This window comes from Pseudoduganella namucuonensis, from assembly GCF_900116645.1.
GTDB classification, from domain to species: Bacteria; Pseudomonadota; Gammaproteobacteria; order Burkholderiales; family Burkholderiaceae_D; genus Rugamonas; species Rugamonas namucuonensis.
In genome coordinates this window covers 40613-56392 of the sequence record NZ_FPBO01000020.1, presented here as the reverse complement: position 1 = coordinate 56392, position 15780 = coordinate 40613, and the positions used below count along the sequence as shown (strand labels likewise).

General features: G+C 66.3%; 17 protein-coding genes, 2 tRNA genes and 1 riboswitch. Of the genes, 9 read left to right on the top strand and 10 right to left on the bottom strand.

All coding sequences use genetic code 11. The annotated features are described in order from the left end of the window. Nucleotides 1-538 precede the first annotated feature (538 nt). The 10 genes from BM436_RS20325 to BM436_RS20280 all read right to left on the bottom strand — a co-directional run bounded on the left by BM436_RS20325 (nt 539) and on the right by BM436_RS20280 (nt 7064). A tRNA-Lys gene (locus tag BM436_RS20325) sits at nt 539-614 on the bottom strand. A gap of 28 nt (nt 615-642) precedes the next feature. Then, nucleotides 643-718, bottom strand: a tRNA-Lys gene (locus BM436_RS20320). Nucleotides 719-945: 227 nt separating this feature from the next. Beyond that, nucleotides 946-1704 (bottom strand): tol-pal system protein YbgF, encoded by a 759-nt coding sequence (ybgF, locus tag BM436_RS20315; protein ID WP_093557356.1) that lies wholly within the window; start codon nt 1702-1704, stop codon nt 946-948. An 82-nt stretch (nt 1705-1786) separates the two neighbouring features. After that, entirely contained in the window at nt 1787-2314 is a 528-nt protein-coding gene (gene pal, locus BM436_RS20310; RefSeq protein ID WP_093557355.1) for a peptidoglycan-associated lipoprotein Pal, read from the bottom strand. 38 nt (nt 2315-2352) lie between these two features. Beyond that, nucleotides 2353-3615: a Tol-Pal system beta propeller repeat protein TolB gene (gene tolB / locus BM436_RS20305; RefSeq protein ID WP_093557354.1), complete on the bottom strand. Its 1263-nt coding sequence runs from the start codon at nt 3613-3615 to the stop codon at nt 2353-2355. Between the two features lie 4 nt (nt 3616-3619). After that, entirely contained in the window at nt 3620-4558 is a 939-nt protein-coding gene (tolA, locus tag BM436_RS20300; protein WP_093557420.1) for a cell envelope integrity protein TolA, read from the bottom strand. A gap of 10 nt (nt 4559-4568) precedes the next feature. Next, nucleotides 4569-5012 (bottom strand): ExbD/TolR family protein, encoded by a 444-nt coding sequence (locus BM436_RS20295; protein ID WP_093557353.1) that lies wholly within the window; start codon nt 5010-5012, stop codon nt 4569-4571. Nucleotides 5013-5027: 15 nt separating this feature from the next. Continuing rightward, the gene (gene tolQ, locus BM436_RS20290; RefSeq protein ID WP_093557352.1) at nt 5028-5720 is read right to left on the bottom strand and encodes a protein TolQ; all 693 of its coding nucleotides are present in this window, start codon (nt 5718-5720) and stop codon (nt 5028-5030) included. Nucleotides 5721-5742: 22 nt separating this feature from the next. Continuing rightward, on the bottom strand, nt 5743-6147 hold the full coding sequence (ybgC, locus tag BM436_RS20285; RefSeq protein ID WP_093557419.1) for a tol-pal system-associated acyl-CoA thioesterase: 405 nt from the start codon (nt 6145-6147) through the stop codon (nt 5743-5745). A gap of 170 nt (nt 6148-6317) precedes the next feature. Beyond that, nucleotides 6318-7064 (bottom strand): SDR family NAD(P)-dependent oxidoreductase, encoded by a 747-nt coding sequence (locus BM436_RS20280; protein WP_093557351.1) that lies wholly within the window; start codon nt 7062-7064, stop codon nt 6318-6320. A 168-nt stretch (nt 7065-7232) separates the two neighbouring features. Beyond that, nucleotides 7233-7354, top strand: a riboswitch (ZMP/ZTP riboswitch). Between the two features lie 93 nt (nt 7355-7447). Here BM436_RS20280 and glyA point away from each other — a divergent pair. The 9 genes from glyA (at nt 7448) to ribD (ending at nt 15779) form a co-directional block, all read left to right on the top strand. After that, entirely contained in the window at nt 7448-8692 is a 1245-nt protein-coding gene (gene glyA / locus BM436_RS20275) for a serine hydroxymethyltransferase (RefSeq protein ID WP_093557350.1), read from the top strand. A gap of 74 nt (nt 8693-8766) precedes the next feature. Beyond that, a complete protein-coding gene (gene nrdR / locus BM436_RS20270) occupies nt 8767-9237 on the top strand; it encodes a transcriptional regulator NrdR (RefSeq protein WP_093557349.1) in 471 nt (156 codons plus the stop codon). A 179-nt stretch (nt 9238-9416) separates the two neighbouring features. Further along, nucleotides 9417-9965 (top strand): type IV pilus modification protein PilV, encoded by a 549-nt coding sequence (pilV, locus tag BM436_RS20265; RefSeq protein ID WP_093557348.1) that lies wholly within the window; start codon nt 9417-9419, stop codon nt 9963-9965. Continuing rightward, entirely contained in the window at nt 9962-10915 is a 954-nt protein-coding gene (locus BM436_RS20260) for a PilW family protein (RefSeq protein ID WP_229490539.1), read from the top strand. The genes pilV and BM436_RS20260 overlap by 4 nt, the downstream gene beginning before the upstream one ends. After that, nucleotides 10915-11535 (top strand): pilus assembly PilX family protein, encoded by a 621-nt coding sequence (locus tag BM436_RS20255; protein WP_093557347.1) that lies wholly within the window; start codon nt 10915-10917, stop codon nt 11533-11535. The genes BM436_RS20260 and BM436_RS20255 overlap by 1 nt, the downstream gene beginning before the upstream one ends. Then, nucleotides 11532-13661 (top strand): pilus assembly protein, encoded by a 2130-nt coding sequence (locus BM436_RS20250; RefSeq protein ID WP_093557346.1) that lies wholly within the window; start codon nt 11532-11534, stop codon nt 13659-13661. The genes BM436_RS20255 and BM436_RS20250 overlap by 4 nt, the downstream gene beginning before the upstream one ends. 11 nt (nt 13662-13672) lie before the next feature. Continuing rightward, nucleotides 13673-14140, top strand: coding sequence for a type IV pilin protein (locus BM436_RS20245; protein ID WP_093557345.1), 468 nt, complete (start codon nt 13673-13675; stop codon nt 14138-14140). Further along, complete coding sequence (locus BM436_RS20240) at nt 14140-14670, top strand: GspH/FimT family pseudopilin (RefSeq protein ID WP_093557344.1); 531 nt, start codon at nt 14140-14142, stop codon at nt 14668-14670. The genes BM436_RS20245 and BM436_RS20240 overlap by 1 nt, the downstream gene beginning before the upstream one ends. A gap of 38 nt (nt 14671-14708) precedes the next feature. Continuing rightward, nucleotides 14709-15779 (top strand): bifunctional diaminohydroxyphosphoribosylaminopyrimidine deaminase/5-amino-6-(5-phosphoribosylamino)uracil reductase RibD, encoded by a 1071-nt coding sequence (gene ribD / locus BM436_RS20235; protein WP_177307378.1) that lies wholly within the window; start codon nt 14709-14711, stop codon nt 15777-15779. Nucleotide 15780: the final 1 nt, after the last annotated feature.

Here is a 15780-nt window from a genome sequence, read left to right as displayed (position 1 = left end):
TACTTAAGCAGATTGTGCGATAGGGGCAGCTCTGAATTTCTAACCAATTGTCACTTTGATCAAATAAATTTGCACCTGTGGTAAAGAAGAATCAAAAATTCATGCGTCGGACAATGGTCAAATTATAGTTGAACGCTTTTCCCTTGAAGCTGGTCAGGTCAGTGCCCCTTATAGACACGTCATCCGTTGGGCAGACTGAGTTTCATGCACTGAATTGCTACTGACGCGTTGTCCGTCGCTCTGGCTTTTGATGGGGGACGCTGCCACCAAGTGGTACGCGTTGGTGCCTGTGCTAGCCAGCCTCGCCACAATGTCCTATTTAGAGCCCTCCGCAGGATGAGTGGCAACCAATATCGCCCAGACGGGCATACAACTGTCGCTTTGCCCCCTCGCTTTGTGGTTTCAATTTCCCTCCCTTTATCCACCGGAGAACAATGTGCACCGGTCCCAAGGAGAGGGGCGGCGAGGCAAGGACCAGAAATGGACCAGAAACAAAAAAGCCCACGAACCGAAATTCGTGGGCTTCCTTGACAATTCTTGGTAGGCCGTGCGGGATTCGAACCTGCGACCAACGGATTAAAAGTCCGCTGCTCTACCAGCTGAGCTAACGACCCAAAGGTGTAAACCTTGGCTTCTTTCGAGTGGTAGGCCGTGCGGGATTCGAACCTGCGACCAACGGATTAAAAGTCCGCTGCTCTACCAGCTGAGCTAACGACCCCCGAAAGAAGCAAGATTATAGGGGCCTTCGGCTAAGCTGTCAAATGCTCTACAGCACTAACGTTCGTGGAGTGCTGAACTTGGATCCCCGCCTGCGCGGGGATGACACGCTGGCGGCGCGGGGATGAGACGCTGGCGGCACGAGGATGAGACGCTGGCGGCACGGGCATGACTCGCCCCAGAGGACGTGCACCGCCACAGGCAGGAGCACGCGCCGGGCTCCGATTATTACTTGGCCTTCAGCCGCTCTTTCGCCGTCGCGGCAGCCTCCGAATCCGGATACTTGGAGATCAGCTCGTTCAGTGTCTTCTTGGCGTTGGGCAGGGCTTTCAGCTCGGTCTGGCAGCTGGCGATGTTGAGCAGGGCGTCGGCGGCGCGCGGGCTGTCGGGGTAGGCCTTCACCACCACCTGCTGTGCCAGGATGGCAGCCTTGCAGTCCTTCAGCGCGTAGTGCGAGTTGCCCAGCCAGTACTGCGCGTTGGCCGCGTAGCCGGACTCCGGATACATGCGCACGAAGTCGCCCAGCGCGAGGCCGGCGTTCTTGTAGTCGCCCGCCTTGAACAGCAGCAGGGCGGCGTCGTAGGCTTTCTGTTCGGCCGGGTCGACGGCGGCCTCCTTGCCGTCGATGTTGACCTGGCGCGGCTCGAGCTTGCGGATGCGGGCGTCCAGGTCCAGGTAGAAGTCCTTCTGGCGTTTTTGCGTGTTGGCGATCTCGTTGGCCAGCACCTCGATCTGGCCGCGCAGCTTGGCGATCTCGGCCATCGTGCCTTCGTGCTGGTTGACCAGGTCCAGCGTGCTGCTCTTGTCGGCCTTGGTGTCGATCCGGCCGCCCAGCTCGTTGCGCATGGCTTCGACCTTGGCGCGCAGGTCCAGGATCGCCTTGCGGGCCTCGTCGTCGTCAAACAGGGCGGCGTTGGCATGCAGGGGCAGGTATGCGAACACGGCCAGCATTGCGGCGGCCAGGCCGGATTTGGTGAATGTCGTCATTGAGCGCTTTCAAATGGAAACGGGGCAGGGCGCAGTATAAACTGCGCGCCGCCCCGTGTGTTGCCATGCTGCGTGCTGTGGATTACTTGTAGACGATGTCTGCACGGCGGTTTTGCGCCCATGCTGCTTCGTCGTGACCTTCGGCTTTTGGCTTCTCTTTGCCCAGCGATACGGCTTCGATCTGGCTCTCAGGCACGCCCAGGGCGGCCATCGACTTGCGCACGGCTTCGGCGCGCTTCTGGCCCAGGGCCAGGTTGTACTCGGCGCCGCCGCGTTCGTCGGTGTTGCCTTGGATCAGGATGCTGCGCTTGCTGTTCTTGGCCAGGTAGGCCGAGTGGTTTTGCACCACTGGCTTGCCGTCTTCGCGCACGACGTAGCTGTCGAAGTCGAAGTACACGGAACGGGCTGCCAGCACGCCTTTAGGATCGTCCAGCGGATCGATCGACTGGGTCTGCACTGGGGCCACGGCGCGGCTGTCGGCCACTGGCGCAGCCGGGGTCACTGGCTTTTCTTCCACTTTGGCCGGCTCGGCGATTTTCACTGGGGTCGAGCAAGCGGACAGCAGGGCCGCGGTGCTGATGAGGAAGGCTACGCTTTTAACGGTACGCATTGGTATTTCTCCTGGTCGTTGGTAAAGGACTACTTTATTTACTTCATGAAAGGACCCCACGTGGGCTCCTTGATATTGCCCGCTTGAATGGTCAAGCGTTGCTTAACGCGGCCGTCCACCGACACCACGGCCAGCGATTTGCGGCGTCCCGATTCGGTCGCGTACAGCAGGAATTTGCCGTTGGGCGCGAAACTGGGCGACTCGTCGCTGGTGGTGTCGGAGAGGCGTTGTTCCTGGCCGCTGGCAAGATCCATCACATAAAGCTGGAAGTTGCCGTCGCGCCGGGAGATGTAGGCCAGCGTCTTTCCGTCGGAGGAAATACGCGGGCTGATGTTGTAGCTGCCGCCGAAGGTGACGCGCTGCGCGTCGCCGCCGTTGGCGCCCATGCGGTAGATCTGCGGGCCGCCGCTGCGGTCGCTGGTGAAGTAGATGCTCTGGCCGTCCGCCGAGAACTGCGGCTCGGTGTCGATACCGGCGCTGTTGGACACGCGGCGCAGGCCGGAGCCGTCGGCGTTCACGGTGTAGACCTGGGTGTGGCCGTCCTTGGACAGGGCCACCGCCAGCTTGTTGCCGTCCGGCGCCCACGACGGCGCCGAGTTGCTGCCCTTTTCGTTGGCGATCACGGCGCGCGCGCGCGTCACCAGGTTCTGCACGTAGACCACGGGCTTCTTCTGCTCGAACGACACGTAGGCCACCCGGGTGCCGTCCGGCGACCACGACGGCGAGATGATGGGCTCGTTCGAGCTCAGCGCCAGTTGCACGCCCTCGCCGTCGGCGTCCGCCACTTCCAGGCGGAAGGAGCGGCCCTGCTGGGTCACGTAGGCGATGCGGGTGGCGAAGGCGCCGCGCACGCCGGTCAGCTTTTCATACACGTCGTCGGCGATCTTGTGCGCCGACAGGCGGGTGTATTGCGGCACGGCGGACTGGTCCAGCTGCGACAGCTTGGTGGCCTTGATGGTGTCGTGTAGCTTGTAGCGCACGTCGAAGCTGCCGTTGGCCAGCTTCTCGACCGTGCCGACCACCAGCGCGTTGGCGCCGCGCGATTTCCACTGGCTGTAATCGATGTCGTTGACGTTGGCGATGGCGCCGGCGTCGATGATCTTGAAGGCGCCGCTGCGCTCCAGGTCGGCCTTGATGATGGCCGAGATCTTGGCCGGCGCGATGTCCTCGTCGGCGAAGGCGGCGATGGCGATGGGGATCTGGTTGCTGCCCACGCCGGAGATTTCCACGCGCAGCTGCGCGTGGGCGTTCAGGCCGATCAGCAGGCCCGAATAGAAGATGATTTTATGCAGTTTTTTCATGGTCTCAGGGCATGTCTTTCAAGTTGAACACCAGTTCCAGCTCCCGGTCCACGCTGCCGTCCTTCTTCTTGGGCAGCGGGCTGGAGCGGTTGATGGCGTTTTCCACCGCGGTATCGTAAGTCGAATTACCGCTGCTCTTCACTTTCCTCACCGAGATGATCTCGCCGGTCGGCAACTGCGTGACGCGGAACACGGCCTCCACGTCCTGCTTGCTGCCCGAATACGAGATGTTGCCTTGCACCTTGGCGCGGATGGCGGCCTGGTAGCCGGCGTCCGTGCGCGGCCCGGTCGACTTCGCGGCCGTGCCGGTGGCGCCGGCGGTGCCGGTGCCCAGCACGTTGGCCATCCGTTTCATTTCCGCCTCGCGCTGCTTGTCCAGCTTCTTCTGCTCGGCTTCCGCCTTGGCCTTGGCCAGCTTCTCGGCTTGCTTCTTCTCTTCCCTGGACTTCTCTTCCGCTAGTTTTTTCTCGTCGAGCTTTTTCTGTTCCAGCTCTTTGGCCTTCTTCTCGGCCAGTTTCCTGGCCTTGTCCTCTTCTTCCTGCTCCTGCTTCAGCTTGGCCAGGCGTTTTTCCTCGGCGACCTTTTCCTTCTCGGCCTTTTCCTTGGCCTTGCGCTTGGCCAGCGCGATGTCCGGGTCCTTGGCGGGCGGCGGGGCCTCGACGGGCGGCGCCACCGGACGGGGCGGCGGCGGGGCCGGGGTCGGCTCGGGCCGCGGTTCCGGCTCCGGTTCCGGCTCGGGCGGCTTCGCGGCCGGCGCGGCCTGCTGCACCGACATGTCCCACACCTCGGCCTCCACCGCGACGGGCTCGTTGTTCTGCCAAGACACGCCTATCCACAGGAACAGCAGCAGCCCGGCGTGCATCGCGGCGGCCATGCCGAGCGAACGCAAACCGTTTTCATCCTTCGGCACCTTGTAGGGGCCGCCCGCAGTTCCCGATTTCATCGTCATGCCGTTACTTCGTGGCCAGGCCAACCCGGTTGATGCCCATTTTCTTCGCTTCGGATATCAGCTGGATCACGTCGTCGTACTTGCTTTCCTTGTCGCCGGAAATCAACACCGGATACTCGGGGTGGTCCTGGTGCAGCGCGCGCAGCTTCTTCACCAGCGCGTCGCGGTTGGGCGCCGTCTCGGGCGCCTCCTGGTTCTTGCCCTGCACGCCGATCGACAGCGCGCCGTTGGGCTTGATCACGATCTGCAGGTAGTCGTCCGGCGGCCGGGTCGAGCGCTCGGCCTGCGGCAGGTCGATCTGCGACGGGTTGTTCGACGACGGCATCACCATGAAGATGATGAGCAGCACCAGCATCACGTCGATGTAGGGCACGACGTTGATCTCGGACTTGAGTTTGTTGCGGCCGCCACGGCCGCCGCGCATGCTGCTGGAGAAGGAAGAGGCCATGGCTGTTCCGCCCGATCAGCGCGACTGGCGCTGCAGAATGTTGGAGAACTCTTCCACAAAGCTCTCGAAGCGGATCGCCAGGCGGTCGATGTCGTGCGAGAAGCGGTTGTAGGCGACCACGGCCGGAATGGCCGCGAACAGGCCGATGGCGGTGGCGATCAGCGCCTCGGCGATGCCGGGCGCCACGGCCGCCAGCGTGGCCTGCTGCACGTTGGCCAGGCCGCGGAAGGCGTTCATGATGCCCCACACGGTGCCCAGCAGGCCGATGTACGGCGACACCGAGCCGACCGAGGCCAGGAAGGCCAGGTGGCTTTCCAGCACGTCCATCTCGCGCTGGAAGGCGGCGCGCATGGCGCGGCGCGCGCCGTCCAGCACCGCGCCCAGGTCCATGCTCTCGCGGCTGGCCGCGTAGGCCGCCTTGCCCTTGATGAATTCGCCCATGCCGGCCTCGAAGATGCGCGCCAGCGCGCCGCTCTGTTCGCGGTTGTTGCCGGCGCTCTGGTGCAGCGCGTGCAGGTTGCCGCCGGCCCAGAAGGTCTTCTCGAAATCACCGGTCTGGCGGCGGGCGGCGCGCACCGCGAACATCTTGCGGAAAATATAGGTCCAGCTGAACAGCGAAATCGCCACCAGCAGCGCCATGATCAGCTGCACGATCAGGTGGGCGTTGGCGATGAGGGCGAAAAAGGACAGGTCTTGGGTGACGTTCATTGGTTCTCAGTCTGTTCGGGTTTCACTCGGCGCCGCGCATGCGGGCCGCGACCACGTCGGGCACTGCGCGGGGACGCAGGGAAGAGTCGACGCAGCCTACCTTGACGCGCGCCGTGTTGAGCAATTGCTCGCCGTTCCACGCTTCCTGCGCGAACAGGATGGAGGCGCGGCCCAGCTTTTCGATTCTCAACGTTAATTTTAGTACATCGTCGAGCTTTGCAGGCGCATGATAGTCAGCGCTAACATTCTTTACAACGAACATGGCGTCGTGTTCCTGCAAGAGCGCGTGCTGGTTAACGCCGATCGCGCGCAGCCATTCGGTGCGCGCGCGTTCGAAAAACTTCAGGTAATTTGCATAATAGACAATGCCGCCGGCATCGGTGTCTTCGTAATAGACACGGACATTCCAGGTGAACTCTGATGGCATGTTGTTTTGACTACTAATGAGATTGGGCAACATTTTACGCGATTTTGCAGCTCAGGACGCGGATTCCCGGCTTAATTCTCACGAAATATAGCGGGAACCCGTACGGGCCTCGTTGCACCGGCGACAGTAGAGACTATTCGAGTCTAAATACCAACAGTTGTAACATCCGCTTACGATTTCCGCTTGATATTGAACGGTGAGAAACCTTGGCAGGTTGGCATTAATTCGATCTGGTTCACATTCATGTGCGGTGGCAGGGTGGCGATCCAGTAGGCCGTGTTGGCGATGTCCTCCGGCGACAGCGGCGTGGTGCCCTCGTAGACCTTGGCTGCGGCCGCGTCGTCCTTCAGGCGCACGTTGGAGAACTCGGTGCCGCCGCACAGGCCGGGCGCCAGGTTGGTGGCGCGCACGCCGGTGCCCACCAGGTCGGCGCGCAGGTTCAGGGTGAACTGCTCGACGAAGGCCTTGGTGGCGCCGTACACGTTGCCGCCCGGATAGGGATAGGCGCCGGCGGTGGAGCCCAGGTTGATCACGGTGCCGCTGCCGCGCGCCACCATCGCCGGCAGCACGGCGCGCGTCATCGTGACCAGGCCCTTGCAATTGGTCTCGATCATGGTCTCCCAATCCTCCAGCGAGGCCTCGTGGGCCGGCTGCACGCCCAGCGCCAGGCCGGCGTTGTTGATCAGCACGTCGATCTCGCGCCACTCGGCGGGCAGGGCGGCCAGCGCCGCCGCGATGGCGGCCTTGTCGGTGACGTCCAGCTGGATCGGCAGCACCTTGTCGCCCAGTTCGGCCGCGAGGGCCTGCAAGCGGTCCACGCGGCGCGCGCTGACGATGGCCTTGTGGCCGTTGGCGGTGAAAACGCGGGCCATTGCGGCGCCGAAGCCGGCGCTGGCGCCGGTGATGAAGACGATCATGTTCTATCCTGGAAGAAAGTTGACCTGCGGGAAAAAGACCCCAGGGGTAATTTCATAAGTACCCCTGGGGTCTTTTTTGGGAAAATTGTAGCCTACGGGCGGGCGGCTTGACAGGGCGGCATCGTTTCTTGCTCAAATCAGGCACTTAACATACAATCTGGGCTCCATTACGTCTCACGTGACTGGCGAAAAGCCGGGTCGCCGCTGCAGCAGCGCGATCTATCGGCGAAAGGTGGGCATCCACCGGGGAACGTGAGAATTTCAAATAGCCGTTCGCCTGGGCAGCCACCGATGGAGTTGCACGGAAGAGGCTGCCTATCCGTATCGCCGGCTTTCCTCATTCGATCCACCGCCAAATCATCTACCCTCACGGAGTTTTATTCATGTTTGCAAAAGACCACACCCTCGCCAACATCGACCCCGAACTGTTCGCCGCCATCAAGGACGAGAACGTCCGCCAGCACGACCACATCGAACTGATCGCGTCCGAGAACTACACCTCGCCGGCCGTCATGCAAGCGCAGGGCTCGCAGCTGACCAACAAATACGCCGAAGGCTATCCGGGCAAGCGCTACTACGGCGGCTGCGAGTACGTGGACGTGGTCGAGCAACTGGCGATCGACCGCGTGAAGAAGCTGTTCGGCGCCGAGGCCGCCAACGTGCAGCCGAACTCCGGCTCGCAGGCCAACCAGGGCGTGTTCTTCGCCGTGCTGAAACCGGGCGACACCATCATGGGCATGTCGCTGGCCGAGGGCGGCCACCTGACCCACGGCATGCCGCTGAACATGTCCGGCAAGTGGTTCAACGTGGTCTCCTACGGCCTGACCGCCGAAGAGGACATCGATTACGACGCGATGGAGGCGCAAGCCAAGGAGCACAAGCCGAAGCTGATCATCGCCGGCGCGTCCGCCTTCTCCAAGAAGATCGACTTCGAGCGCTTCGCCGCCGTGGCCAAGGCCGTCGGCGCCTACTTCATGGTCGACATGGCCCACTACGCCGGCCTGATCGCCGCCGGCCTGTACCCGAACCCGGTGCCGCACGCCGATTTCGTCACCTCGACCACGCACAAGTCGCTGCGCGGCCCGCGCGGCGGCATCATCCTGATGAAGGCCGAGCACGAGAAGATCATCAACTCGGCGATCTTCCCCGGCATCCAGGGCGGCCCGCTGATGCACGTGATCGCAGGCAAGGCCGTGGCCTTCCAGGAAGCGCTGCAGCCGTCGTTCAAGGAATACCAGGCGCAAGTGGTGAAGAACGCCGACGTGCTGGCCAAGACGCTGATCAAGCGCGGCCTGCGCATCGTTTCCGGCGGCACCGAGTCGCACGTGTTCCTGGTCGACCTGCGCGCCAAGAACCTGACCGGCAAGGAAGCCGAGGCGATCCTGGGCACCGCCCACATCACCTGCAACAAGAACGGCATCCCGAACGACCCGCAAAAGCCGTTCGTGACCTCGGGCATCCGACTGGGCTCGCCGGCGATGACCACCCGCGGCTTCAAGGAAGCGGAAGCCGAGCAGGTCGGCAACCTGATCGCCGACGTGCTGGACAACCCGCACGACGCCGCCACCATCGAGCGCGTCAAAGCGGCGGTGAAGGTGCTGGCCGACGCGCATCCGGTTTACGCCTGATTGTTGTTTTGGTAACATCGGAGCGCCGCGCCCTGGGGCCGGCGCTCTTTTAACTTTTAAAGGCGTATCGCCACATGAAATGTCCGTTTTGTCAGCATGAAGAAATCCACGTCCTCGACACCCGCGTGTCGGAAGAGGGCGATGCGATCCGCCGCCGGCGCCGCTGCGGCAAGTGCGACAAGCGCTTCACGACCTACGAGCGCATCGAGCTGGTGATGCCCTACGTGGTCAAGAAGAACGGCAGCCGCACCGAGTACTCGGCGGCCAAGCTGCGCGGCAGCCTGTCGCTGGCCCTGCGCAAGCGTCCCGTCGCCGCAGCGGCGGTGGACAACGCGGTGCAGTCGATCGAGGAAAAGCTGCTGACCAGCGGCCAGCGCGAGGTCGATTCGCACTACATCGGCGAGCTGGTGATGCAGGAACTGAAGCGCCTGGACAAGGTGGCCTACATCCGTTTCGCCTCGGTCTACAAGAACTTCGAGGACCTGGCCGAGTTCCAGGACGCCATCGTCGAAGCGGGCCAGGAGCGCGCGCCGCGCAAGCTCTGACGCCTGGCCGTTATTGCGCCAGCACATTCTATTCCGCCCCGCAATAGTGCCGGGCAAACATTCCCCGTATTTATGAGGCCGGTTCGCACCGGCCTTGATCCGCGTCATACCACAAGTAGCGTCCGCTGCTAACTTCAAGTCCAGGTCATCCATTCATCCGTTTTTCGCGGAGGTGCCGCATGCGACCACGGCTGGCGACGGGATTCACCCTGTTTGAAGTGTTGGTGGCGCTGCTGGTGCTCGCGCTGGGCGTGCTGGGCGCGGCCGCCATGCAGTTGACGGCGATGCGTGTGCGGCAGGAGTCGGTGCTGATGTCGGCCGCGATGCAGCTCGCGTCCGGCATGGCGGACCGCATGCGCGCCAACGACGGGCAGATCGGCGCGGTCTACCTGACGCTCGATTACGACGCGCACGCCGATCCCGTCCCCTCCGCGCCGCCGCTGTGCTGGAACGGCGGCTGCGACAGCGCCGCCGTGGCGCGGGCGGACCTCTACGAACTGAAACAGCAGGTGGCCGCGCAATTCCCTTCCGGGCGCGCGCGCATCTGCCGCGACGCGGGCATGTGGAGCGCCGGGCGCTTGCGCTGGGCGTGCAGCGGCGGCGCCGGCGCGCCGGTGGTCGTGAAGATAGGCTGGCGCGGCAAGAACCCCGACGGCACGCCGGGCAAGGACGATGCCGGCGAATACGCGCCCGGCGTGGCGCTGGCGCTGGCGGGAGTGGGGCCGTGAGCGCCCGTCGCGCGGCCGGCTTCGGCCTGGTGGAGATGATCGTCTCGTTGATGCTGGGCGTGCTGGTCACGCTGGTGGCGAGCGGCATGCTGGTCGAGGCCAACGCCAGCTACGTGCACCACGCCGAGAGCGCGCGCCTGAACGATGGCGGACGCTATGCGCTGGCCGGTATCGCCGGCGCGGTGCGGCAGGCGGCCTTCGTCAACTGGGACGACCGCGACGCCCCGTCCGCCGTGCTGCCCGACGCCGGCGCCAGCATCGCCGGGCTGGACGCCGCCAGCGTCTCGCGCAACTCGGACGGCATCGACAACCCGCGTCCCTCCGACGCCAACGGCAGCGACGTGCTGGCGATCCGCTACGCCGGCTCCGGCGCGGGCGATGGCGACGGCTCCATCCTCAATTGCGCGGGCTTCGGCGTCGGCGCCGCGTCCAGCGAGGCGCAGCGGGGCTGGAGCATTTTCTACGTGGCCGTCGGCGGCGACGGCGCGGCCGAACTGCGTTGCAAATACAAGGGGGAAAATGGCTGGGGCGCGGACGCCATCGTGCGCGGCGTCGACACCTTCCAGGTGCTGTACGGCGTCGACACGGACACGCCGGCGGACGGCGTCCCCAACGCCTACCTGAACGCCACCGCCATCAAGCAAATGGACGCGGCACTGCCGCTGGAGGGCGAGGACGAGGCCGCGCGCGGGCGCGACCACAACCGCAAGACTTGGTGGAAGCGCGTCGCCAGCATCCAGGTGGCGCTGCTGCTGCATGGCGAACGGCACTCGCGTTTCGACGGCGCGGCCTTGAAGTACGACCTGTTCGGCGCCGCCTATACCGACGCCGCGCAGGGACGCGATCCCGGCGTCCATATCGATGAGGACCGTTTGCCGCGGGAGGACAGGCAGCGCGCGCGGCGCGTGTTCACCACCACCATCGTGCTGCGCAACGCGGGAGGTGCGTGATGGCCGCGCTCAGGCAAGCATCCGATAGCGGCGTGTTCCACCAGCAGGGCGTGGCGCTGCTGGTGGCCTTGCTGATGTTGATCGCCGTGCTGCTGATGGGCGCGTCCGCCGCCCGCATGGCGGTGCAGGGCGAGAAGGCCGCGCGCGCGGACCGCGACCGCTACGTCGCCATCCAGTCCGCCGAGGACGCGCTGCACGACGCGGAAAAGGAGTTGTCCGGCGGCGGCAACTCGCCGGAGCGGCAGGCACTGCTGGCCGGCGGCGCGGGCTTCGTGCGGGGATGCGGCGGCGAAGCGTCCGGCCTTGGCCTGTGCGCGCAAGCGGGGGCCGACGAGCCGCCCGTGTGGCAAACGGTGGACATTGGCGACGACGGCCCCGGATCCCGCTCCGTGCCGTATGGCCGCTACACGGGCGCGGAGATGGAGACGGGGCAGGGCTTCCTGCCATTCCGCCATCCCCGTTACGTGATCGAGCGCGTGCCCTATCGTCCGCCGGGTGCCGACGCGGCCGGTCCGCCGCAATACTTCTACCGCGTCACCGCCGTTGGATTCGGCGCGCGGGAGTCCACGGAGGTGGTCCTGCAAAGCAGTTACCGCAAGGACGAGGGAGGCGAGCCATGAGGGCCGGAGCTGCCCGCGCCGCCCGCCACGCGGCTTTCGTCGCCGCCTTCCTGGCCGCCGCGCTTGCCGCGCCGCCGGCGACGGCCGCGCCGCCCGTCATCGAGCTCGCGGCCGAACCGCTCAACGCCGCATGCGGCCCTGGCACGGCATTCATGCGCGGCGCGGCGGCCGTGGCGGCGACCCCCGACGGCACGGCGGTGTTCCAGGCCGGCGCCCGTCCTGTCGACTGGAGCGGCCAGCTCACGCGCGGCGCCTTGAGCGTCGACGCCGCCGGCCTACCGCAAACGCGCCAGCTATGGGACGCGGCGGACTTGCTGGACGTGAACCACGCCCGCCGCATCTACACGTCCGCGCTGGTGCAAGGTGTGCGGACCACGATGCCCTTTGAATGGGACAGCCTTTCCACCCAGCAGCGCACCGCCCTCAATCGCCCGCCGCCGCCGGCCAAACCCCTATCCGACCGGCGCGGAGAATCGCGGCTCGCCTGGTTGCGCGGAGACCGGAGCGAGGAAGGCGGCCTTTTCCGCCGGCGGGGCCACGTCCTGGGGGACGCGGTCCACAGCGCGCCGCTGTACGTCGGCCCGCCGCGCGTGGACCTGCAGGGCGAGGCTTACGCCGGCTTCCTCGAACGCCACAAGGCGCGCCGCGCCGCCGTCTACCTTGGCGCCAACGACGGCATGCTGCACGCGTTCGACGCCGTCACCGGCGCCGAGCTGTTCGCCTACGTGCCCGACGCGCTGTTCCCCTTGTTGAACCGCCTGCCGGACCCCGGCTATGAGCACCACGCCTACATCGACGGACCCGCCACCGCGGCCGAGGCGCAGCTGGCCGGCGCATGGCGCACCGTGCTGGTGTCGGCCATGGGCGGCGGCGCGCAAGGCGTGTTCGCGCTGGACATCACCGATCCCGCGGATTTCGTCAACGGCGCCGGCGCGCTATGGGAATTCACCGACCGCGACGACGACGCCATGGGCAATGTGACCACGCCGCCGCGGATCGCGCGCGCGCACGTGCGCACCCGCGGCGGCGTGCCGGAGTACCGCTACTTCGCCGTCGTTCCCAGCGGCGTGAACAATTATGCGCAGGACGGCAACGCCGACGGCACGGCGGCCAACGCCTTGTTCCTGCTGGCGCTGGACAAACCGAAGGACGAGGCCTGGCGCCGCGGCGTCAACTACTACCGCCTGCGGACGCCGGCCGGGGACCCGGCCCTCGCCAACGGCCTGGGCGCGCCCGCGCTGATACTGGACGACAGCGGCGCGCTGCGCCACGCCTACGCGGGCGACCTGCAGGGCAACCTGTGGCGCTTCAGCTTCACCGGTGTCGCGCCGTGGAGTGGCGCCAGCGGCTCCGAGCCCCTGTTCGTCGCGCGCGACGCGGACGGCAAGCGCCAGCCCATCACCCAGCAGCCGCAAGCCGCGTATGCGCCCGATGGCGGCTACGTCATCCTGTTCGGCACCGGCCGGCTGCTGGAGGAAACCGACCGCGAGCGCAAGGACACGCAATCGTTCTACGCCGTGCTGGACGACCCGTCGGGCCCGGGCGCGACGCCCGCGTCGTCCGCCCGGCCCATGGACCGCGCCGATCTCGCGCGGCGGGAGCTGGACGGCGCCCCCGGCGCGCGCAACGTCGTCGTGCGGGGGCGAGGATTCAGCTACACCGGCGCGTCCGCGCGCGGCGGGTGGTACATCGACTTTCCCAACGCGGCCAGCACCGGCGAGCGCAGCACCGCCAGTGCCACACTGGCCGACGGAAAGCTCTACTTCAACACCATACTGCCCGGCGGCGGCCCGTGCGCGCCGCTGGCCAGCCGCAGCTACGTGCTGGACCCGCTGGCCGGCCTCGCGCCGGACAGCCTGGGCCTGCCGGCCACCGGCGAGTCCACCGGCGAATTGACCAGCGACTATTTGCCGGCCGCCCCGGCCCCGGTGACCATCGCGCGCACCCGCGCGCGGCGCGCGGGCGGACGCGCCGTCGTCGCCAAGGAGGTCGCCGTCATCAATTTCGGCGCCGGAACACCCGGCCCACTAGCGGCCGCGCGCACCCGCGTGGCCATCCCCGCCGGCCGTATCAGCTGGCGCGAAGTAGCCAACTGGCGCGAACTGCACCAGGCGGCCAAGCGCTGAAGGAGACCCGCATGCACAACGCCAGGAACGCCATACGCCGCCAGGGCTTCACCATGATCGAAGCGATGATCGTGCTGGTCATCATGATGGTCACGGCGGCCGCCGCCTACCCGTCCTACGCCCAGTTCGTCGTCCGCGGCAAGCGCACCGAGGCGCAGGCCTCGCTGTACCTGCTGATGCAGCAGCAGGAGCGCTATTTCAGCGTGCATAACAGCTACCTCGCCTTCTCCTCCTCATCCACCGACGCGGACGAGCGCAAGTTCAAATGGTGGACCGGCGTCAAGGCCGCCGACAGCGCCTACGAGGTGGAAGGCAAGGCCTGCGACGGCGAGGAGATAGGCGACTGCGTGCAACTGATCGCCAAGCCCGGCACCGCCCAGGTGGACGCGAACTACAAGGACGCCGTGTGCGAAAGCCTGATCCTGACCAGCGCCGGCGAACGCAAGGCCACCGGCGCCTCCACCGGCTGCTGGCGCTGATGCGCGGCTTCACGCTGGTGGAGCTGGTGGTCGCGTTGCTGATCGCCGGCGTGCTGGCCGGGACGGCGGCGCCGGCCTACCAGACCATGCTGGAGCGCCAGCGCATGCGCGCCGCGCTCAACGACCTGCTGGGCGACATCGCGCTCACCCGTTCCCTCGCCATCGGCCGCGGCGCCATCGTGGTGCTGGCGCAGGCCGATCCGGGCGCCGGCTGGGACCAGGGCTGGACCGTTTTCGCGGACCGCAACGGCAACCGCCGCCGCGATCCGGGCGAGGAATCGTTCCACAAGCAAGCGGCGCTGGCCCATGGCCTGCATATCCGTGCGCAATTCACCGCCGGCACCGGAAACAGCTATATTGCATATAATGCCGCTGGACGCAGCTGCCGTTCCGACAACAGCCAGGCCGCCCGCTGGGGCACCTTCACGCTGGAGGCGGGCGAACAGCGGCGGCATATTAAAATCAACATGCTGGGCCGGGTAAGGGTGTGCGATCCCAGCACGCAACCCGACTGCGCCGGCGCGGATTGAAGACCATGACCGTACACATCGCAAACGACGCCGAAGGCATGAAGCTGGCCCTGGAATGGGCCGCCAAGGGGCTGTACACCACGTCGCCGAACCCGCGCATCGGCTGCGTGATCGTGCGCGACGGCCGGGTGATAGGCGAGGGCGTGACCCAGCCGGCCGGCCAGGACCACGCCGAAATCCAGGCCATGAAGGACGCGCAGCGGCGCGGCCACGACGTGCGCGGCGCCACCGCCTACGTCACCCTGGAACCGTGCAACCACCACGGCCGCACGCCGCCATGCTCGGACGCGCTGGTGCGCGCTGGCCTGGGCCGCGTGGTGGCGGCGATGGAGGACCCGAATCCGCTGGTGGCCGGGCAGGGCATGGCCAGGCTGGCCGCCGCCGGCATCGAGGTCGCCACCGGTCCGATGGCCGACGAGGCGCATGAAATGAACATCGGCTTCTTCTCGCGCATGACGCGCGGCCTGCCGTGGGTGCGCATGAAGACCGCCGCCAGCCTGGATGGCATGACGGCGCTGCACAACGGCCAAAGCCAGTGGATCACCGGGCCCGAGGCGCGGGCGGACGGCCACGCCTGGCGCGCCCGCGCCTGCGCCATCCTCACCGGCATCGGCACCGTCAAGGCGGACGACCCGCAACTGAACGTGCGCGCGGTGGACACGCCGCGCCAGCCGCGCCGCATCGTGGTCGACAGCCGGCTCGACATCAGCCCCTCCGCGCGCGTGCTCGAGGGCGGAGGGACCTGGGTGGTGGCCGCCGTGGACGACCCGGAAAAGGAGGCCGCGCTGCGCGCCGCCGGCGCCGAGATCATCAAGCTGCCCAACCCGCACGGCAAGGTCGACCTGCCGGCGCTGATGCGCGAACTGGGGCGCCGCCAGATCAACGAACTGCACGTCGAGGCGGGCGGCAAGCTGAATGGCTCGCTGATACGCGAGCGCTGCGCCGACGAGCTGCTGGTCTACCTGGCGCCCATGCTGCTGGGCGACGCGCAGGGCATGTTCTCGCTGCCGCCGCTGGCGCACCTGGGCGGCAAGCACAGCCTGAAATTCCACGAGGTCAAGCAGATCGGCGCCGATTTGCGTATCCTTGCCCGATTCACCACTCAATAAG